Raw genomic sequence first — 18,446 nt, 5'->3', positions numbered from 1 at the left:
CATGACCACCCTCACCTCCACCACGGACACCCTCACCCGTGACGCCCTCGCCGTGCTGCAGCCCGGCTTCACCGGCACCACGGCGCCGGAGTGGCTGCTGCGCCGGGTCGGCGAAGGGCTCTCCTCCGTCGGACTGTTCGGCCGCAACATCGAGACGCCCGAGCAGCTCGCCGCGCTCACCGCCCAGCTCAGGGCCGAGCGGGACGACGTGCTCGTCGCCATCGACGAGGAGGGCGGCGACGTCACCCGCCTCGAGGTGCGGCACGGCTCGTCCTTCCCCGGCAACCTGGCGCTCGGCGCGGTGGACGACACCGAGCTGACCCGGGCCGTCGCCCACGAGCTGGGCCGCCGGCTCGCCGAGTGCGGGGTCAACCTCAACTGGGCCCCGTCCGCGGACGTCAACTCCAACCCGGGCAACCCCGTCATCGGCGTCCGCTCCTTCGGCGCCGACCCGCACCTGGTCGCCCGGCACACCGCCGCGTACGTCGAGGGCCTCCAGGCCGCCGGTGTCGCCGCCTGCACCAAGCACTTCCCCGGGCACGGCGACACCGCGGTCGACTCGCACCACGCGCTGCCCCGCATCGACGTCGACCTGGAGACCCTGCACGCCCGGGAGCTCGTCCCGTTCCGGGCGGCCATCGCGGCCGGCTCCAAGTCGGTGATGAGCGCGCACATCCTGCTGCCCGCGCTCGACCCGCACCGCCCGGCCACCCTCAGCCCCCAGATCCTCACCGGTCTGCTGCGCGAGGAGCTGGGCTACCAGGGCCTCATCGTGACCGACGCCGTGGAGATGCAGGCCATCGCCTCGACGTACGGGATCGAACGCGGCTCCGTCCTCGCCGTCGCGGCCGGTGCCGACGCGCTCTGCGTCGGTGGCGGGCTCGACGACGACAGCACCGTCCTGCGGCTGCGCGACGCGCTGGTCGCCGCGGTGCGCTCCGGTGAACTTCCCGAGGAGCGGCTCGCCGACGCCGCCGCACGGGTGCGGGCCCTCGCGTCCTGGACGCGGGAGGCCAGGGGGGCCGTACGGGGGCCGGGCGCGGCAGCACAGGAGGGGACCGCGCCCGGCACCCCGCGGAACACCGGCGTCGCCTCGGACATCGGCCTGGTCGCCGCCCGCCGCGCGGTGAGGGTGACCGGCGAGGCCGCACCGCTCACCGGCCCGGCGTACGTGGCCGCCTTCACCCCGGTCGCGAACATCGCGGTCGGCGACGAGACCCCCTGGGGCCTCGCGGCCGAGCTGACCCGGCTCGTCCCCGGCACGGAGACCGGCACCTTCGACGGCGACTCCGAGGCCCCGGCCGAGGCCGCGCTGCGGGCGGCCGGGGAGCGGCGCGTCGTCGCCGTGGTCCGCGACGTGCACCGCCACGCGTGGATGAGCGAGGCCCTGGACGCGCTGCTCGCGGCGCGCCCGGACACCATCGTGGTCGAGATGGGCGTCCCGCAGGCGGGGCCCCGGGGAGCGCTGCACATCGCGACGCACGGCGCCGCCCGCGTCTGCGGCCGGGCGGCGGCGGAGATCATCGCCGGGAGCTGACCCCGCACGCGTGAGAGGGCCGGGACACCACCGCGGTGTCCCGGCCCTCTCGCGTACGGCGGAAGCGCGAAGGCTACAGCCCCTGCCAGGCCGGCTTCGCCGCGTAGGTCGCGCGGAAGTAGTCCGCCAGCTTCAGCTTCGACGCCGCCGCCTCGTCCACGACCACCGTCGCGTGCGGGTGCAGCTGGAGCGCCGAGGCGGGCACGATCGAGGCCACCGGCCCCTCGACGGTCGCGGCCACCGCGTCCGCCTTGCCCTCGCCCGTCGCGAGCAGGATCGGGTGGCGGGCCTCCAGGATGGTGCCGATGCCCTGGGTGATCACGTGGTGCGGCACCTGGTCGATGTCGTCGTCGAAGAAGCGCGCGTTGTCGACCCGGGTCTGCTCGGTGAGCGTCTTGATCCGGGTGCGGGAGGCGAGCGAGGAGCAGGGCTCGTTGAAGCCGATGTGCCCGTCGGTGCCGATGCCCAGCAGCTGGAGGTCGACGCCGCCGGCCTCGGCCAGCGCCCTGTCGTACGCCTCGCAGGCCGCCTGGACGTCCTCGGCGGAGCCGTCGGGGCCCATGAACGCGTCCTCGGAGAGCCCGAGGGGTTCGACCACCTCGCGGAGCACCACGGAGCGGTAGGACTCCGGGTGGCCCGCCGGCAGCCCGACGTACTCGTCCAGCTGGCAGACGCGGGCGCGCGAGGCGTCCACGGCGCCGGAGCGGACCAGGTCCGCGAGGGCCTGGTAGATGGGCAGCGGGGTAGAGCCGGTGGCAACGCCGAGAAGGGCGTCGGGCTTGCGGCCGAGCAGGGCGCCGATGGCCCCCGCGATCAGCTCGCCGCCTGCCTTGGCGTCCGGGACGATGACAACTTCCACGCGGGGCCTGCCGATCCGATCGAGAGTGACGATATGTGGTATAGACCAATCAAGGTTCCAATCTAGCAGACTCACCCTCCCCCGGGAGGCCCGTACCGGCACCCGGACGCGCCCCGCCGGGCGTCGTCCGCTGGCGGCCCCCGCGCGCCCCGTGTTCGACTTGTCCGGGGCATCGCGACACCCGGGAGGCACCAGACATGTCCGCCACGTACCCGGCCGGTGACGGCGAGCGGCCCGGCCGCATCATGGCCGGCGAGATGGCCGAGCAGCCCGCGATGCTCCGCCGCGTCCTGGAGCGCGGCGCGCCCGCCATCCGCGAGACCGCCGGGCGGATCGCGGCGCGCGAGCCTCGCTTCGTCCTGCTCACCGCCCGCGGCACGTCCGACAACGCCGCGCTCTACGCGAAGTACCTGCTGGAGATCGTGCTGGGGCTGCCCTGCGGGCTGGCCTCGATGTCCACCACGACGGCCTACGGCGCGAAGCCGGACCTCCGCGACGTCCTCGTCATCACCGTCAGCCAGTCCGGCGGCTCGCCCGACCTGGTGGCCTCGACCAAGGCGGCCCGGGAGGCCGGCGCGGTGACGCTGGCGGTGACCAACAACCCGGACTCGCCGCTCGCGGCCGTCTCCGAATACCACATCGACATCCTGGCCGGGCCCGAGAAGGCGCTGCCGGCCACCAAGACGTACACCGCGTCCCTGCTCTCGCTGTACCTCTTCGTGGAGGGGCTGCGCGGCGGCGACGGGGCGGCGGCCGGCGTCCTGCCGGACCTCGCGGAGGAGGTGCTCGCCCGCAGGGACGAGGTGCGGGCCCTGGCCGCGCGCTACCGGTTCGCCGAGCGCATGGTCATCACCTCGCGGGGATACGGCTACCCCACGGCCAAGGAAGCGGCCCTGAAGCTCATGGAGACGAGCTACATCCCCGCCCTCTCGTACTCCGGTGCCGACCTGCTGCACGGCCCCCTGGCGATGGTCGACAACATCTCGCCGGTCATCGCCGTGGTGACCGACGGCCGGGGCGGCGAGGCCCTCCAGCCCGTCCTGGACCGGCTGCACGGCCGGGGCGCCGACCTCTTCGTCGTCGGGCCCGAGGCCCAGGTGGCGGCGGCGTCCGCGGGGTTCGTGCTGCCGACGGCCGGGGTGCCGGAGGAGCTCCAGCCGGTCCTGGAGATCCTGCCGCTCCAGATGCTGGCGTACGAGGTGACGATCGCGCGGGGCCAGGACCCGGACGCGCCGCGCGCGCTCGCGAAGGTCACCGAGACGCGCTGAGGCGGGGGAGCCCCCGGAAAGACCCGCGGGCCGCGGCGCCGGGCCGGGACCCTCAGCCCGACCAGCACCGCAGCCCGGAGTGGAGCCGCCCTCGCGGGCGGCCGGCTCGGCCGGCGGTGTGCGGTGCCCCCGGCCGGGGGAGAGGCACCGGCGCAGTCAGGGCAGAGAGCGCGGGTACCTCGTCCGCTCTCCTGTGCGGGGAGAGCGGAGGTCCTACATCAAGCATTGTGGACTAGACCACTGTGCCGTGTCCATCCATACGCGGCGCCGATGTCGGCCCCGGTTCACCGCACGTACGGGCGGCGCTTCCGGTTCGGACCGGCACGCGTCCACGGGTACGCTCGCACACGTGCCCTCCATGAACGACCTCGTACGCCAGCACACCGCCCTGAGCGACACCGACCTCGAGTGGCTCCACCTGCTGGTCTCGGAGTGGCAGTTGCTCTCCGACCTCTCCTTCGCCGACCTCGTCCTGTGGGTCCCCACCCGCGACGGCACGCGGTACGTCTCCGTCGCGCAGATGCGGCCCAACACCGGCCCGACCTCCTACCAGGACGACATGGTCGGCCACCTGGTCCCGCGTGGCCGCCGCCCGCTGCTCGACGCGGCGCTGGACGAGGGCCGGATCGTGCGCGAAGGCGACCCGGAGTGGCGCGAGGAGGTGCCCGTACGGGTCGAGTCGATCCCCGTACGCCGGGAGGGCCGGGTGCTCGGCGTGATCGCGCGCAACACCAACCTCCTCACCGTCCGCACCCCGTCCCGGCTTGAGCTGACCTACCTCCAGTCCGCGTCGGACCTGGCCCAGATGATCGCCGCCGGGGCCTTCCCCTTCCCGGGCCAGCAGGTGGACATGGACGCGTCCCCGCGCGTCGGCGACGGCCTGGTCCGGCTGGACGCCGACGGGGTCGTCCAGTACGCCAGCCCCAACGGCCTCTCCGCGTACCACCGCCTCGGCCTCGCCTCCGACCTGGTCGGCCAGCACCTCGGCCAGATCACCGCCGAACTCGCCCCGTCCCGGGGCCCGGTGGACGAGGCCCTGGTCAAGATGGCCAGCGGCTACGCGCCCCGGGAGTTCGAGGTGGAGTGCGCGGGCGGGGTGATCCAGCTGCGCGCGATCCCCCTCAAACCCAAGGGCGTCCGCATCGGTTCGCTGGTCCTGCTGCGTGACGTCACGGAACTGCGCCGCCGCGAGCGCGAGTTGATCACCAAGGACGCCACCATCCGGGAGATCCACCACCGGGTGAAGAACAACCTCCAGACGGTCGCCGCCCTGTTGCGCCTCCAGGCCCGCCGGATGGACTCCCCGCAGGGCCGCGAGGCGCTCAACGAGGCGGTGCGGCGCGTCGGTTCGATCGCCATCGTGCACGAGACGCTGTCCCAGAATCTGGACGAGCGGGTGGAGTTCGACGACATCGCCGACCGGGTGATCGCCATGGTCGCGGAGATCTCGCCGGGCAAGGTGACCTGCCGCCGCACGGGACGCTTCGGGATACTCGACGCCGAGGTCGCGACGCCGCTCTCGATGGTCCTCACCGAGGTCCTGCAGAACGCGCTGGAACACGCCTTCTCCGTCGCGGAGTCCGGCACCGTCGAGGTCTCGGCGGTCCGGGGCGGCTCGCCCAGCGAGGGGCGGCTCCTCATCACCGTCCAGGACGACGGCTGCGGTCTGCCCGAGGGATTCGACCCGCAGAAGGCCGGCAACCTCGGCCTGCAGATCGTCCGCACGCTGGTCGAGGGCGAGCTCGGCGGCTCGTTCGGCATGGTCCCGGCGCCGGAGCGCGGGACGCAGGTCGTCCTCGACATCCCGGTCCGCAACGAGAAGTAGCGGGGCCCGTACACACCGAAGAGCCCGGGCCGTTGTGAACGGCCCGGGCTCTTCGGTCAAGCATGCGCTTCGGGGGTACTGCGCGCTGCGACTCGGGGGGCGGGGTGGTGCGTACGCGCTGTACGCGCCGCCTGCGCTGAGGTTCGTAGCGGTGGCGTCGGTCAGGCGCTGGCGTTGCGCGCCCGGTTGCGAGCGGCGCGGCGCTTCATTGCGCGGCGCTCGTCCTCGCTGAGGCCACCCCAGACGCCGGAGTCCTGGCCGGACTCGAGCGCCCACTGCAGGCACTGCTCCATGACGGGGCAGCGACGGCAGACGGCCTTGGCTTCCTCGATCTGCAGCAGCGCAGGACCGGTGTTGCCGATGGGGAAGAACAGCTCCGGGTCTTCCTCACGACAAACGGCGTTGTGACGCCAGTCCATGGCTGCTACCTCTCCTTGGTGTTACGTACTGTGGCTTGTGAATGTGAACGCTTTCACGAATCCCCCCGCAGGTGTAGGCCCGACGCCCAGATGAACTGGTTGTGGTCCTGTGAAGTGAGGAGGGGTTCTGGCTCTCAGTGGAGGCCGTTGTTGCGGGCCGTCCCGATCGCCATGTAGAGATTCGCAAACCTCGGCGGCGGATACAACCCCTTCTGGAAAGTTTTTTTTGATTCCTCGGTGTCGGCTAGGTCACAGCCGTACTTCTAGAGGGTGGAAGCCAGTCCAAACGTTCGAGTTAAAGGACTTTGGTCCCTTCCGCTCACACAATCACACGCAGTGCACGGCGTACGCCTGTGAACGTCACACTCGTACGCACTCCGAGGTGGTCACCGTCCATCTGGAAGGGCAGCGGCACCTTTGAATGCAAGGTGAAGTCCGTGAGGTCGTGCCGTGAAACGGCGTGCTTGCCCCGGGGGCCCTTCTCCGGGCTCGAGGTGAGCAGCTGGGTGGCGTAGCGGCTGACCGCCGCCGTGGACAGTTTCCGCAGGCCCAGGACGTCCAGGGCGGTGTCGAAGGACGCCTTCGGGGCCGCGTAGACCGGCCTGTCCCCCAGGTACGTCCAGGGGGCCGTGTTGCAGATTATGGAAAGCGCGAGATCGGTGACCGGCTCCTCGCCGGGCACGTCGAGCGTTATCACGCCCTGTCTGCGGTGCGGCTCCTCCAGGAATTGCCGGACCACCTGGCGCACGTACAGGGCATGGGTCGAACGCTTGCCGCGCTCCCGCTGCTGTTCGACCCGGCCCACCACCCCGGCGTCGAATCCGAGGCCGGCGCAGAAGGTGAACCAGCGCTCCGGAACGGATTCGTCCTCCGTGCCCGGAGTCCCCGCCGCGAGGCCGAGGCCGACCGTGCGTTCGGTCCGGTCCGCCAGCGCGTCCAGAATGGCGCCGGTCGCCTCCACCGCGTCGTTGGGCAGCCCGAGGGCCCGCGCGAAGACATTGGTGGAGCCGCCGGGCACCACGGCCAGCTTCGGCAGGTTGTCCAGATCGGGGCCGCGGTGCAGCAGGCCGTTGACGACCTCGTTGACCGTGCCGTCGCCGCCGAGCGCCACCACGAGGTCGATGTCGTCGCTGTCGGCGGCCCGCCGCCCGAGGTCGCGGGCGTGCCCGCGGTACTCCGTGGAGACGGCCTCCAGCTTCATCTCGCTCGCCAGCGCGTGGATCAGCACGTCACGGGTCCGCGCACTGGTGGTGGTGGCGGCTGGGTTGACCACAAGAAGTGCGCGCATGACTGCCAGCCTACCTACCGCGAGGTACACCCCCGAAGCCCTGCCCGCAGACCCTCACGCTCGGTGACGGCGCGGGGCCGCGGCGGTGGCGCGCGCCACCCCGGCTTTCCTTCGCCGGGGCCGGGATGCCAACCTGCAAGGGTGAGTACTCAGCAGAACGCGCCCTCGCCCCTGGCCGAGCCCGCGAAGCCGGCCAGGATCACCCTGGTGGCCGCGATCAGCGGCCTCGAAGGCGCCGCCCTCGTCATCGGCGGGATCTACATGCTGGTGATGGGCCTGCTGGGCCGGCCCGACAGCCCCGAGCAGGCCGAGATGGGCGGGCTGACCGTCATCGCGCTGGGGCTGATCCCGCTCTTCGCCGCCCGCGGCCTGCTGCTGCGCCGCAGCTGGAGCCGGGGCCCCGCACTCATCACGCAGATCATCGCGCTGCCGGTGGCCTGGACGCTGCTGCGGTCCCACGGCGCGCTGATCCCCGCCGGGATCGTCCTCGCGGCGGTCGCGCTGACCGCGCTCTACCAGCTGGTCAGGCCCGCCACCATCGATGCCCTCGGCATCCGCAGGCCGGGCGCGACGCCCGACGCGGACACCGAGGACGCCTGAACGGCCCGGGACACACGAGGAGGCCGCCGGAGAACACCCCGGCGGCCTCCCGCGCGTCACGCGCCCGCTACTCCTCCACGAGCAGCCGCTCGCGCAGCTGCGCCAGCGTGCGGGCCAGCAGCCGCGAGACGTGCATCTGCGAGATGCCGACCTCCTGCGCGATCTGCGACTGGGTCATGTTGCCGAAGAACCGAAGCAGCAGAATCCGCTTCTCGCGCGGCGGCAGGTCCTCCAGGAGCGGCTTCAGCGACTCCCGGTACTCGACGCCCTCCAGCGCCTCGTCCTCGGAGCCCAGCGTGTCCGCCACGGCCGGCGACTCGTCGTCCGTGTCCGGCACGTCCAGCGAGAGCGTGCTGTACGCGTTGGCCGACTCCAGGCCCTCCAGGACCTCCTCCTCGGAGATCCCCAGCCGCTCCGCCAGCTCGTGCACCGTGGGCGAACGGCCGTGCAGCTGGGAGAGCTCCGCGGTCGCCGAGGTCAGCGAGAGCCGCAGCTCCTGGAGGCGGCGCGGCACCCGCACCGCCCAGCCCTTGTCGCGGAAGTGGCGCTTGATCTCCCCGACGACGGTCGGTGTCGCGTACGTCGAGAACTCGACGCCCCGGTCCGGGTCGAACCGGTCGACGGACTTGATCAGCCCGATCGTGGCGACCTGGGTCAGGTCGTCCAGCGGCTCCCCGCGGTTGCGGAAGCGGCGGGCCAGGTGCTCGACCAGCGGCAGGTGCATCCGCACCAGCCGGTTGCGCAGCTCGGCCCGCTCCGGCGAACCGTCGGGCAGCTTGCCCAGCTCGATGAACAGCGCCCGCGCCCCGCTGCGGTCGTTTGGATCGTGGTGCCCGTGCTCGCTCATCTGGCCTGCCCGCTCCGCCTGCGACTGCTCCACCGCGACCGTAATGCCGGCGGGCCCGTCCGCCCCGTCCACCGCACGGGGCGCATCCGCCCCGTCCACCGGATGAGGCAGGGCCTGCTGATCCGGGATGCCCGCCGCACGCACCACCCCTGGCCGGATCGTCTCGTCCCGCACCGGACCGTCCCCGTTCCCGTTGCTCACGCCGGCCCGGGTCCCGCGCCGCGCTGTTTGTACAGGCTGATGCTGACCGTACGGTCGTCGGCGACCGAGGAGTCGACCTTGCCGGCCAGCGCGGAGAGCACCGTCCAGGCGAAGGTGTCGCGCTCCGGGGCGCGGCCGTCCGTGGTCGGGGCCGCGACCGTCACCTCGAGCGAATCGTCGATGAGGCGGAAGACGCAGCTCAGGACGGAGCCGGGCACGGCCTGCTGGAGCAGGATCGCGCACGCCTCGTCCACCGCGATGCGAAGGTCCTCGATCTCGTCGAGAGTGAAGTCCAAGCGTGCTGCGAGACCGGCCGTGGCCGTGCGCAGCACCGACAGGTAGGCACCCGCAGCGGGCAGCCGGACCTCTACGAAGTCCTGATTCCCGGGCTCGCCTGCGATCTGGGACACCCTCACCTCCAAGGTGGCACAAACTCGTTCGAGGTTCCGGGAAGAACGCCCGGAGCCATGCGGTACGTCTTCGGTTCTCGGCCCGGCGACGCTATCGCCATCCATGATGCCGTGTCGCCGGAACCCTCCCTGTGGCTGTCACTCATGGTAGGTCCACGCGTACACACAGTGCCTAGGGGGCTGCGTCGCTCAATTACGAACGACGCGCGCCGGTTTGACGTACCCGGACGTCAGACGATCGAACCGTCGACAAAGCACCAACGCCACTTCTCGCCCGGTTCGAAGCTCCGCATCACCGGATGGCCGGTCTGCTCGAAGTGCCCCGTCGCGTGCCGCCCGGGCGAGGAGTCGCAGCAGCCGACGTGGCCGCAGCTCAGGCACAGCCGCAGCTGCACGGGGTGGGTGCCGGCCGCCAGGCACTCGGGACAGGTCTCGCCGAGGGGCACGGGCTCGGGGCGCGGCAGATCCGGTACATGCGGGCAACCACTCATGATGGCCAGGTTACGACGGATGCGAGGATCATGAGATGGACGCATTGCCCCTGGTGGCGCTGGTCGCGGGCAGCGCCGCGACCGCGGGCCTCGCACGCCGCACGCCGGTGCCGGCCCCCCTTCTCCTGGTCGCCGTCGGCCTGGTCGCCTCGTACGTGCCGGGGGTGCCGTCGTACGCCCTGGACGCGCACATCGTGCTCCCCCTGCTGCTGCCGCCCCTGCTCTACACGGCCGCCGTGGACAGCTCCTACCTGGACCTGCGGGCCAACCTGCGGCCCGTGGCGCTGCTGTCGGTCGGCTACGTCCTGTTCGCGACGGTCGCGGTCGGGTGGCTGGCCTATCTGCTGGTGCCCGATCTGCCGCTGACCGCCGCGCTGGTGCTCGGCGCCGTGATCGCCCCGCCGGACGCCGTCACCGCCGCCGCGATCGCGCGACGGGTGGGGCTGCCCGCGCGTGTCACGACGATCCTGCAGGGCGAGTCACTGGTGAACGACGCCACCGCGATCACCGCGTTCAAGGTGGCGCTGGCCGCCGCCGTGGGGGAGGGCGTCAGCTGGGGCGCGGGGGCGCGCGAATTCCTGCTGGCCTCGGTCGGGGGCGTCGGGGTCGGCCTGCTGCTCATGGTCCCGCTGCACTGGCTGCGCACCCACCTGAAGGAGCCGCTGCTCCAGAACACCCTCTCGCTCCTCATCCCGTTCGTGGCGTACGCGGCGGCCGAGCGCGTGCACGCCTCGGGGGTGCTCGCCGTGGTCGTCGTCGCGCTGTACCTGGGCCACCGGTCCTGGCAGGTCGACTTCGCCACCCGGCTCCAGGAGGCCGCCGTCTGGAAGATGGTCGCCTTCGTCCTGGAGTCGGCCGTCTTCGCGCTGATCGGCCTTCAGCTGCCGTTCGTGCTCAAGGGACTGGGCACCTACTCCGTGGCGGACGCCTTCGGGTACGCGGTGCTGGTCTTCCTGGCCGTGGTGGTGGTCCGCTTCGTCTGGGTCTACCCGGCGACCTACCTCCCCCGGTGGCTGTCACGGCGGATCAGGGAGCGGGAGACCGGCACGGACTGGACCTCGCCGCTGATCGTCGGCTGGGCCGGGATGCGCGGCGTCGTCTCGCTCGCCATCGCCTTCTCCGTCCCCCTCGTCACCGCCGACGGCGCGGACTTCCCGGCCCGCAACCTGGTGCTGTTCCTGACGTTCACCACCGTCATCGGCACGCTGGTGGTCCAGGGGCTCACGCTGCCGCTCCTGGTGCGCGTGCTGAAGCTCCCGGGCCGGGACCGGCAGGCCGACACCCTGGCCGAGGCGCAGGCCCAGAACGAGGCGTCCACCGCCGCCGAGGCCCGCCTGGACGAGCTGCTCGCCGACGAGCGCAACCGGCTGCCCCAGCCGCTGGCGGACCGGCTGCGGACCGTCCTGGAGCGCCGCCGCAACGCCGTGTGGGAACGCCTGGGCGCGGCCAACCCGGTCACCGGCGAGTCGGCGGACGACACCTACCGGCGGCTGGCCGGCGAGATGATCGAGGCCGAGCGGGAGGTCTTCGTACGGCTGCGGGACGAGCGCCGGATCGACGACGAGATGATGCGGACCCTGCTGCGCCGCCTGGACCTGGAGGAGGCGGCGGCCTACCGCGAGGAGGGCTGAGGATCTTCGTCCGGGCGGCCGGTGATCACCGCCGCGACCGTGGTCCCGGCGGGGAAGGCGCCCTCCTCGGCCAGCACGGTGAGCGCGTACAGCAATTTGGCCACATACAGTCGCTCCACGGGCAGCCCGTGCCGGTCCTCGAAATCCTGTGCGAAGGCGTGCAGCTCGGGTGTCGTACGGGCGTAGCCGCCGAAGTGGAACCGCTCGTCCAGCCACCAGCCGCCCGCCGGACCGCCGAACGCCGCCCGCTGGAGCTCCCGCACCGCCTCGCCCAGGAAGCCGCCGCGCAGCACCGGGACGCCGAGCGCGCGCTGCCCCGGCGCGAGTCCGGCGGCGAGCCCGGCCAGGGTGCCGCCGGTGCCGCAGGCCACCGCCGCCACGTCGGCCACGCCCCGCAGTTCGCGCCCGAGCGCGGCACAGCCCCGGGCGGCGAGGGCGTTGCTGCCGCCCTCCGGGACGACCTCGCAGTCCCCGTACGCCTCCAGCAGCCCGGTCAGGACCGCCGGGTCGGTCTTGGCGCGGTACGTGGCCCGGTCCACGAAGTGCAGCCGCATGCCGTCGGCGGCGCACCGGGCGAGCGAGCGGTTCAGGGGGCGGTGGGCCAGCTCGTCACCGCGTACGACGCCGACGGTGCGGAATCCGAGGAGCCGGCCGGCGGCGGCCGTGGCCCGCAGGTGGTTGGAGTAGGCGCCGCCGAAGGTGAGCACGGGGCGCCCGCCGGCGGCGGCCAGATTGGGCGCGAGTTTGCGCCATTTGTTGCCCGGCAGATCCGGGTGGATGAGGTCGTCGCGCTTGAGCAGCAGCGTCACGCCGTGCCGGGCGAAGCGCTCGTCCTCGGCCGGCTGCACGGGCGAAGGCAGCAGCGGGCGCAGCCGGGACTCGGGGGACGGGACGTGCATGCCGTCCATTGTGGCGGCGGGTGCCGCCCGGGGGTCATTTGAGGCGGTCGTGGACGCGGTCGCGCATGTCGTTCATCGAGAAGCCCTTCGGGTCCACCTTGCCGGGCTGCCACTCGCGGTGGCCGATGACCGAGCGGGCGGTCCAGCCGTGGTGGCGGCAGATGGCCGCCGATACCTTCTCGACGGCTTCGAGCTGGGCGTCGGGCCAGGGGTCCCGGCCGTCGCCGAGGTTCTCGCACTCGAAGCCGTAGAAGTGCCGGTTTCCGTCGGTGTCGGTCTCGTTGTCGCGGGGAAGGCGCTTCTTCTCCGCGACGACCGCGCGCAGGACGTCGCCGTCGCCCATCCCCGCGTGGTTGGTCCTGCCGTAGCCGACCAGGTGGACCCGGCCGTCCTTGGCGATGACGCCGTGGCACAGCGGCCCCGGCAGGTCGGGGTGGCCGTCGCGGCACACGTTCACGGTGGCGTCGGTCCCCTCGGTGGCGGAGTGATGGATCATCACCCCGTGGACGGGGCCCCAGGGGCCCTTCCGGTCGCGGTTGTGGCTGCGCCAGTCGCCGACCTCGACGACGGTGAGCCCTTCCTTCTTGAGGGCGGCGAGAAAAGCGCTCGCGGACATGGGTGAGGACATGGCCGGCTCCTTCTGTGCGTATGGGAGCGGTCTACCCGGCCGGAAGGGCCCCGACCGGTCGCGGGGCGACGGCGGGGCCCTGTTCGGATCGTGTGCGAGCCGATCCGGACATGTCCTGGCTCCAGGAGGCTCGGGAGGCTCAGGAGGCGAGCCACAGGTCGGGGCCGAACACCTCGTAGTGGATGTCGGAGGCCGGGACGCCCTTGGCGAGCAGCTGGGTGCGGACCGACCGCATGAAGGGCAGCGGGCCGCAGAGGTAGGCGTGCGTGCCCGGGAGGACGGTGAGGCCGCTCAGGTCCACGAGCCCGGTGCGGTCGGCGGGGTGACCGTCCGCCGGGTTCTCGTACCAGAAGTGGGCGGCGGCGTCGTGCAGCTTGGCCGTGAGCGCGGTGTGGTCGGTGCGCAGCGCGTGGTCGGCGGGGGAGCGGTCGCCGTGCACGACGGTGACCGGGGCGCGGTGCTCCGACTCCGCGAGGTGTTCCAGCATCGCCAGGATCGGGGTGCAGCCGATGCCCGCGGACGCGAGCAGCAGCGGGGCCTCGTCGGACTTCAGTACGAGGTCGCCGTACGGGGCGGAGACCCGGAGCCGGTCACCGGCGCGGACCCGCGCGTGCAGGTGGCGGGAGACCTCGCCGTCCGGGGCGTCGTTGCCGTGCACCCGCTTGACCGTGATGGAGCGGAGCGCCGGTCCGGCGGCGCCGGTCAGGCTGTACTGGCGTATCTGACGGGCGCCGTCCGGGAGTTCGACCTGGACGGAGACGTACTGGCCCGGGCGGAAGGCGGGGGCCGGCGAGCCGTCGGCGGGGCGGATGCGGAACCGGGCGACGTCGTCGGTCTCCTCGGTGCGCGAGACGACCTCCCACTCGCGCCAGACGTCGCCGGCGACGACGCCCTGCTCCGCGTACAGCCGCTCCTCGATCGCGATCAGGGCGTTGGCCATCAGCCAGTAGACCTCGTCCCAGGCGGCGGCGACCTCGGGGGTCACCGCCTCGCCCAGGACCTCGGCGATCGCGGCGAAGAGGTGGGTGTGGACGACCTGGTACTGGGCCGGGGTGACCCCGAGCGAGGCGTGCTTGTGCGCGATCCGGCTGAGCATCACGTCGGGGCGGGTGTCGGGCTGCTCGACCAGCTGGGTCGCGAAGGCGGCGATGGAGCCGGCGAGCGCCCGGCGCTGGGCGCCGGAGGCCTGGTTGCCCCGGTTGAACAGGTCGCGCAGGAGCTCCGGGTGGGCGTCGAACAGCTTGCGGTAGAAGAGATCGGCGATGTCCCCGATGGCCGCGCCGACGGCGGGCAGGGTGGCGCGGACGGTGGCGGTGGACGACTCGGAGAGCATCGGTGACTCCTCGGATGTTGAATTGGCATCTGGGATGCGCATTTAACGGCAGTGTAGGCACCGGGCCGGCGGCCCGGTGCGACGGGGGTCAGTCCCGGGGCGGCGGCCCGGCGCCGAGGCCGATCAGCAGGGGGCCGGTGGGCGTGGCGGTCAGCTCCGTGATGGTGAGCGGGTCCAGGGACGCGTAGAAGGCCTCCTGTGCCTCGCGCAGGGCGCCGCGCAGCCGGCAGGCCGCGCGCAGCGGACACGGGGTGGAGCCCTCGCAGTCGACCACGTCGCCGGGCTCCTCCAGCTCGCGGACGAGGGCGCCGACCGAGGCCGACCTGCCCGCGTCGGTCAGGGCGAGCCCGCCGCCCCTGCCCCGTCGCGCCTCGACCAGGCCGAGGTGCTGGAGGCGGGCCACGACCTTCGCGGCGTGCGAGTACGGCACCTGCATGACCGCCGCCACCTCGCGGGTGGTCGGCGGGTCCTCGTGCTTCACGACGGCGAGGCGCATGAGGACGCGCAGCGCGACGTCGGTGAACTTGGTCAGCCGCATGGCGGCCACCCTAGGTAAGTGGTATTCCGGATGCAAATTAAAGCCGGCGGGGGGCATCGCGCAGCGTTGTGCCCCGCCCAAAGCCCGATTAGTCACACTCTTTTGTGTAATGGCGTGGCCGGTCCTCGTGCTGGAAGTGTTCTTCCCGCAGGTCAGCCGATAGATCGAGAGGACGACAAATGTCCGTTGGCGAAGAGGTTCAGAACGTGCAGGCGCCGCCGCAGCAGAGTCTCGGCACGGCGGCCGCGCGGAACCTCGCGACGACCACCAAGTCCGCTCCGCAGATGCAGGAGATCACCTCACGGTGGCTGCTGAAGATGCTGCCGTGGGTCCAGGTGCAGGGCGGCACGTACCGGGTGAACCGCCGGCTGAGCTACTCGGTCGGGGACGGCCGCGTCACGTTCGTGCAGACCGGGGACCGGGTCGCGGTCATCCCCGCCGAGCTCGGTGAGCTGCCGGCGCTGAGGGACTTCGGGGACGAGGAGGTGCTCGCCGAGCTGGCCCGGAGGTGCGAGCAGCGCGAGATCCCCGCCGGGCAGCTCCTGGCCACGGCGGGCGAGGCGGCGGACCGGGTCTACCTGCTGGCGCACGGCAAGGTCGAGAAGGTCGGCACCGGCCCCTACGGTGACGAGGCGGTCCTCGGGGTCCACGCCGACGGGGCCTACTTCGGGGACCACTCCCTCGTCGAGGGCGACGCCGTCTGGGAGTACACGGCCCGCGCCGTCACCGCGTGCACGGTGCTCACGCTGCGGCGGGCGGACGTGCTCAACCTCGCGGAACGGGCCGATTCGCTGCGCAGCCATCTCGCCGGGCTGCTGGCCGTCCCGCAGCAGCGCACCAACAAGTACGGCGAGGCGGCGATCGACCTCTCCGCGGGCCACGTCGGCGAGGCCGTCGTCCCGCACACGTACGTGGACTACGACGCGGCCCCGCGCGAGTACGAACTGAGCGTCGCGCAGACCGTCCTGAAGGTCCACAGCCGCGTAGCGGACCTCTACAACCAGCCGATGAACCAGACCGAGCAGCAGTTGCGGCTCACGGTCGAGGCGCTGCGCGAGCGCCAGGAGCACGAGCTCATCAACAACCGGGAGTTCGGCCTGCTCAACAACTGCGACTACGGCCAGCGGCTCCAGCCGCACGACGGGGTGCCGAGCCCCGACGACATGGACGAACTGCTCTCGCGCCGGCGCGGCTCCAAGCTCTTCCTCGCCCACCCGCGCGCCATCGCCGCCTTCGGTCGCGAATGCAACAAGCGCGGCCTCGTCCCGGAGAGCGTGGACGTCGGCGGACACCACGTGCCGGCCTGGCGCGGCGTCCCGATCTTCCCGTGCAACAAGATCCCGGTCAGCGACGCCCGCACCACGTCGATCATCTGCATGAGGACCGGCGAGTCCGAGCAGGGCGTCATCGGCCTCCAGCAGACGGGCATCCCGGACGAGATCGAGCCCAGCCTCTCGGTCCGCTTCATGGGCATCGACGAGCAGGCGATCATCTCCTACCTCGTGACGGCCTACTACTCCGCGGCGGTCCTCGTCCCGGACGCCCTCGGTGTCCTGGAGAACGTCGAGGTCAGCCGCTGGCGGTGAGCCACCGGGCCCGGGCCTTTCACGGCCCGGGCCCCGCCCGCCCGCGCTCCCAGCAACCACCCACGCCCCCGGCCCCGGCCGCGACAGCGGCCGGGGCCGGGGCGGCAACGACAGGGGTGACCGATTGACCATGACCCGAACAGACGCCGCGACCGAGGGCAACGAGGCCGCGGCGCTCCTTGAGTACACCCGGACCCTCGTGGACCCGCACCTGCGGGCGGCGGTCGCCTCCCTGCCCGGCTCGATCCGGCGGGTCGCGATGTACCACTTCGGCTGGCAGCACGCCGACGGCAGCCCGGCGGCGGGCGGCGCGGGCAAGGCGATCAGACCGGCGCTCGTCCTGGCGGCCACCCGCGCACTGGGCGGCGATCCCGAACAGGCCGTCCGGGCCGCCGTCGCCGTCGAGCTCGTCCACAACTTCACCCTGCTCCACGACGACGTCATCGACGAGGACCACACCCGCCGCCACCGGGCCACCGCCTGGACGGTGTTCGGTGTGCCGGACGCCGTCATCGCCGGCGACGCGATGCTGGCCCTCGCCCAGCGGCTGCTCGCCGAGGACGGCAGGGCGATGTCGCCCGCCGCGTCGGCCCGGCTCTCGACCTGCGTCATCGAGCTCTGCGCGGGCCAGCAGGCCGACTGCGCCTTCGAGGAGCGGGACCCGGACCAGGTGTCGCTGGACGAGTGCCTGACCATGGCGACGGCGAAGACCGGCGCGCTGCTCGGCTGTGCCTGCGCCCTGGGCGCGCTCTACGCGGGCGCCGACGAGCGGGCCGTCCGGGCCATGGACGGCTTCGGCCGGGAGGCGGGCCTCGCCTTCCAGCTGATCGACGACCTGATCGGCATCTGGGGCGACCCGGCCCAGACCGGAAAGCCGGTCGGCGCGGATCTCAGCGCCCACAAGAAGTCGTTGCCCGTGGTGGCGGCGCTCACCGCGGGCGGGCCGGCCGCGGCGGAGCTCGCCGAGCTGTACCGGGGCGCGATGAGCACCCGCGCCGAGGTGAGCCGGGCCGCCGACGCGGTGGACCGGGCGGGCGGCCGGGACTGGGCGCAGAGCTGCGCGGCGGACCGCATGGCGCGGGCCGTGCACCATCTGTCCAGGGCGGTCCCGGACCTCTCGGCGGCGGGCGATCTGCTGGCCCTGGCCGAGTTCGTGACGCGCCGGCAGCACTGACGGAGCCACCGGCCGTAAGGAGGTGCCGAGGGGCGGCCCCGGCCAACCGGAGGGCGGCAGGGGAGGCGTCGGAGGCAGGGGCTACAGTCCCTGCTCATGACAGATGAGTCGTGGGCAGGGTGGTACCGGGACCGGCAGGGATCGGACGCCGTCATCCTCACCACCGACGGGCAGCAACTCCGCCTCCGCGTGCGGGGCGTGGACTTCGAGGGCGGCAGCTTCGACGGCCTGCGCCCGGTGGCGGCCGGACCGGCGGAGCGGGAGCTTTTCGCGCTGACGGACGGCGCCCTGGGTGACTGCGTCCTGGAGTGGGACCTGCCGTTCCCCGTCATGGCGGAGGGGGCGGAGCGGCAGGCGACCCTCAGCTGCCTGCTGTCCCTCCGCAGGCCCGACCCGTATCTCTACCTGGAACTCCGGTTCGGCGGGGCCGCCTTCGGTTCGCAGCGGGCCGAGAGCGACTTCGGGTCCGCGCTGGCGACGATCCAGCGGGAGCTGCCGCCCGGAGTCCGCCTGCGGACCTGCATAGCCTGCGCGTTCTCCGACTACTTCCCGGCCCCGGACCGGGCGCCCGGCCGCGGTCTCTCCGGTGGGCTCGCCTGTTTCCGGGGCGCCAAGGAGGAATACCGGGGCACGGCCGGGGAGCAGGACGTGCTCGGGCTGTGGGAGCGGCGGACCGGCTTCGTCCAGGAGGTCTGGAGCTGCCGGGAGTTCGAACCCCGGCCGGCCGAGGGCGCCGGTACGGGCCACCGGGGAGCGTTCCCGCTCGAAACCGCCTGACCGTCCGGGCAGGGCCGCCGGCCCGCCCCGCCGCCCTACCTGTGCGCCTGCTTCACGGCCGACACCTCCATTGCCGTCACCTTCCTTGCCGTCGCCTCCGTTGCCGTCACCTCCATTGTTCTACTAACATGCGAA

18 protein-coding genes are annotated in these 18,446 nt (G+C 72.6%); 8 read left to right on the top strand and 10 right to left on the bottom strand.

Going from position 1 to position 18,446, the window contains the following annotated elements; all coding sequences use genetic code 11:
• Window position 1: 1 nt before the first annotated feature.
• Window positions 2-1,537 carry a glycoside hydrolase family 3 protein gene (locus FKN01_RS19125; RefSeq protein ID WP_143622195.1) on the top strand — a complete coding sequence of 512 codons (1,536 nt, stop codon included), beginning with the start codon at window positions 2-4 and terminating at the stop codon, window positions 1,535-1,537.
• Window positions 1,538-1,610: 73 nt separating this feature from the next.
• On the opposite strand, the gene nagB is transcribed toward FKN01_RS19125, so the two are convergent.
• Window positions 1,611-2,396, bottom strand: a complete 786-nt coding sequence (gene nagB / locus FKN01_RS19120) for a glucosamine-6-phosphate deaminase (protein WP_143622193.1) — start codon at window positions 2,394-2,396, stop codon at window positions 1,611-1,613.
• A gap of 197 nt (window positions 2,397-2,593) precedes the next feature.
• On the opposite strand from nagB, the gene FKN01_RS19115 reads away from it, so the two are divergent.
• A complete protein-coding gene (locus FKN01_RS19115) occupies window positions 2,594-3,664 on the top strand; it encodes an SIS domain-containing protein (protein WP_143622191.1) in 1,071 nt (356 codons plus the stop codon).
• 358 nt (window positions 3,665-4,022) lie between these two features.
• On the top strand, window positions 4,023-5,489 hold the full coding sequence (locus FKN01_RS19110; protein WP_143622311.1) for a sensor histidine kinase: 1,467 nt from the start codon (window positions 4,023-4,025) through the stop codon (window positions 5,487-5,489).
• 161 nt (window positions 5,490-5,650) lie between these two features.
• Here FKN01_RS19110 and FKN01_RS19105 read toward each other — a convergent pair whose 3' ends face one another.
• Together FKN01_RS19105 and FKN01_RS19100 are read right to left on the bottom strand one after the other, a co-directional pair.
• Complete coding sequence (locus tag FKN01_RS19105; protein ID WP_003953983.1) at window positions 5,651-5,908, bottom strand: WhiB family transcriptional regulator; 258 nt, start codon at window positions 5,906-5,908, stop codon at window positions 5,651-5,653.
• Between the two features lie 319 nt (window positions 5,909-6,227).
• Window positions 6,228-7,196 (bottom strand): diacylglycerol kinase family protein, encoded by a 969-nt coding sequence (locus FKN01_RS19100; protein WP_143622189.1) that lies wholly within the window; start codon window positions 7,194-7,196, stop codon window positions 6,228-6,230.
• A gap of 141 nt (window positions 7,197-7,337) precedes the next feature.
• Here FKN01_RS19100 and FKN01_RS19095 point away from each other — a divergent pair, with 141 nt between their 5' ends.
• Window positions 7,338-7,796, top strand: a complete 459-nt coding sequence (locus FKN01_RS19095; protein ID WP_398932751.1) for a hypothetical protein — start codon at window positions 7,338-7,340, stop codon at window positions 7,794-7,796.
• Between the two features lie 67 nt (window positions 7,797-7,863).
• Here the strand turns inward: FKN01_RS19095 and FKN01_RS19090 are convergent, their stop codons facing one another.
• The 3 genes from FKN01_RS19090 to FKN01_RS19080 all read right to left on the bottom strand — a co-directional run bounded on the left by FKN01_RS19090 (window position 7,864) and on the right by FKN01_RS19080 (window position 9,745).
• Window positions 7,864-8,844: an RNA polymerase sigma factor SigF gene (locus tag FKN01_RS19090; RefSeq protein WP_398932749.1), complete on the bottom strand. Its 981-nt coding sequence runs from the start codon at window positions 8,842-8,844 to the stop codon at window positions 7,864-7,866.
• Complete coding sequence (locus FKN01_RS19085) at window positions 8,841-9,254, bottom strand: anti-sigma regulatory factor (protein ID WP_018105584.1); 414 nt, start codon at window positions 9,252-9,254, stop codon at window positions 8,841-8,843. The genes FKN01_RS19090 and FKN01_RS19085 overlap by 4 nt, the downstream gene beginning before the upstream one ends.
• A gap of 230 nt (window positions 9,255-9,484) precedes the next feature.
• A complete protein-coding gene (locus FKN01_RS19080) occupies window positions 9,485-9,745 on the bottom strand; it encodes a UBP-type zinc finger domain-containing protein (protein ID WP_143622187.1) in 261 nt (86 codons plus the stop codon).
• A gap of 35 nt (window positions 9,746-9,780) precedes the next feature.
• Between FKN01_RS19080 and FKN01_RS19075 the strand changes: the two genes are divergently transcribed.
• Window positions 9,781-11,376, top strand: coding sequence for a Na+/H+ antiporter (locus FKN01_RS19075; protein WP_143622185.1), 1,596 nt, complete (start codon window positions 9,781-9,783; stop codon window positions 11,374-11,376).
• Here the strand turns inward: FKN01_RS19075 and FKN01_RS19070 are convergent.
• The 4 genes from FKN01_RS19070 to FKN01_RS19055 all read right to left on the bottom strand — a co-directional run bounded on the left by FKN01_RS19070 (window position 11,358) and on the right by FKN01_RS19055 (window position 14,774).
• Window positions 11,358-12,275, bottom strand: a complete 918-nt coding sequence (locus FKN01_RS19070) for a 1-aminocyclopropane-1-carboxylate deaminase/D-cysteine desulfhydrase (protein WP_143622182.1) — start codon at window positions 12,273-12,275, stop codon at window positions 11,358-11,360. The genes FKN01_RS19075 and FKN01_RS19070 overlap by 19 nt on opposite strands.
• Window positions 12,276-12,309: 34 nt before the next feature.
• Entirely contained in the window at window positions 12,310-12,903 is a 594-nt protein-coding gene (locus FKN01_RS19065; RefSeq protein WP_143622180.1) for an N-acetylmuramoyl-L-alanine amidase, read from the bottom strand.
• 139 nt (window positions 12,904-13,042) lie between these two features.
• A complete protein-coding gene (locus FKN01_RS19060) occupies window positions 13,043-14,236 on the bottom strand; it encodes a globin domain-containing protein (RefSeq protein ID WP_143622305.1) in 1,194 nt (397 codons plus the stop codon).
• Window positions 14,237-14,324: 88 nt separating this feature from the next.
• Window positions 14,325-14,774, bottom strand: coding sequence for an Rrf2 family transcriptional regulator (locus tag FKN01_RS19055; RefSeq protein WP_143622178.1), 450 nt, complete (start codon window positions 14,772-14,774; stop codon window positions 14,325-14,327).
• 179 nt (window positions 14,775-14,953) lie between these two features.
• Between FKN01_RS19055 and FKN01_RS19050 the strand changes: the two genes are divergently transcribed.
• The 3 genes from FKN01_RS19050 to FKN01_RS19040 all read left to right on the top strand — a co-directional run bounded on the left by FKN01_RS19050 (window position 14,954) and on the right by FKN01_RS19040 (window position 18,311).
• Window positions 14,954-16,360, top strand: coding sequence for a family 2B encapsulin nanocompartment shell protein (locus FKN01_RS19050; protein WP_143622176.1), 1,407 nt, complete (start codon window positions 14,954-14,956; stop codon window positions 16,358-16,360).
• A 130-nt stretch (window positions 16,361-16,490) separates the two neighbouring features.
• Window positions 16,491-17,534, top strand: coding sequence for a family 2 encapsulin nanocompartment cargo protein polyprenyl transferase (locus FKN01_RS19045; protein WP_143622174.1), 1,044 nt, complete (start codon window positions 16,491-16,493; stop codon window positions 17,532-17,534).
• 96 nt (window positions 17,535-17,630) lie between these two features.
• On the top strand, window positions 17,631-18,311 hold the full coding sequence (locus FKN01_RS19040; RefSeq protein ID WP_143622172.1) for a DUF6304 family protein: 681 nt from the start codon (window positions 17,631-17,633) through the stop codon (window positions 18,309-18,311).
• The last annotated feature ends 135 nt before the right edge of the window (window positions 18,312-18,446 follow it).

The organism is Streptomyces sp. 130 (assembly GCF_007096885.1).
GTDB lineage: Bacteria > Actinomycetota > Actinomycetes > Streptomycetales > Streptomycetaceae > Streptomyces.
This window is presented reverse-complemented; position numbering and strand designations above follow the sequence as displayed.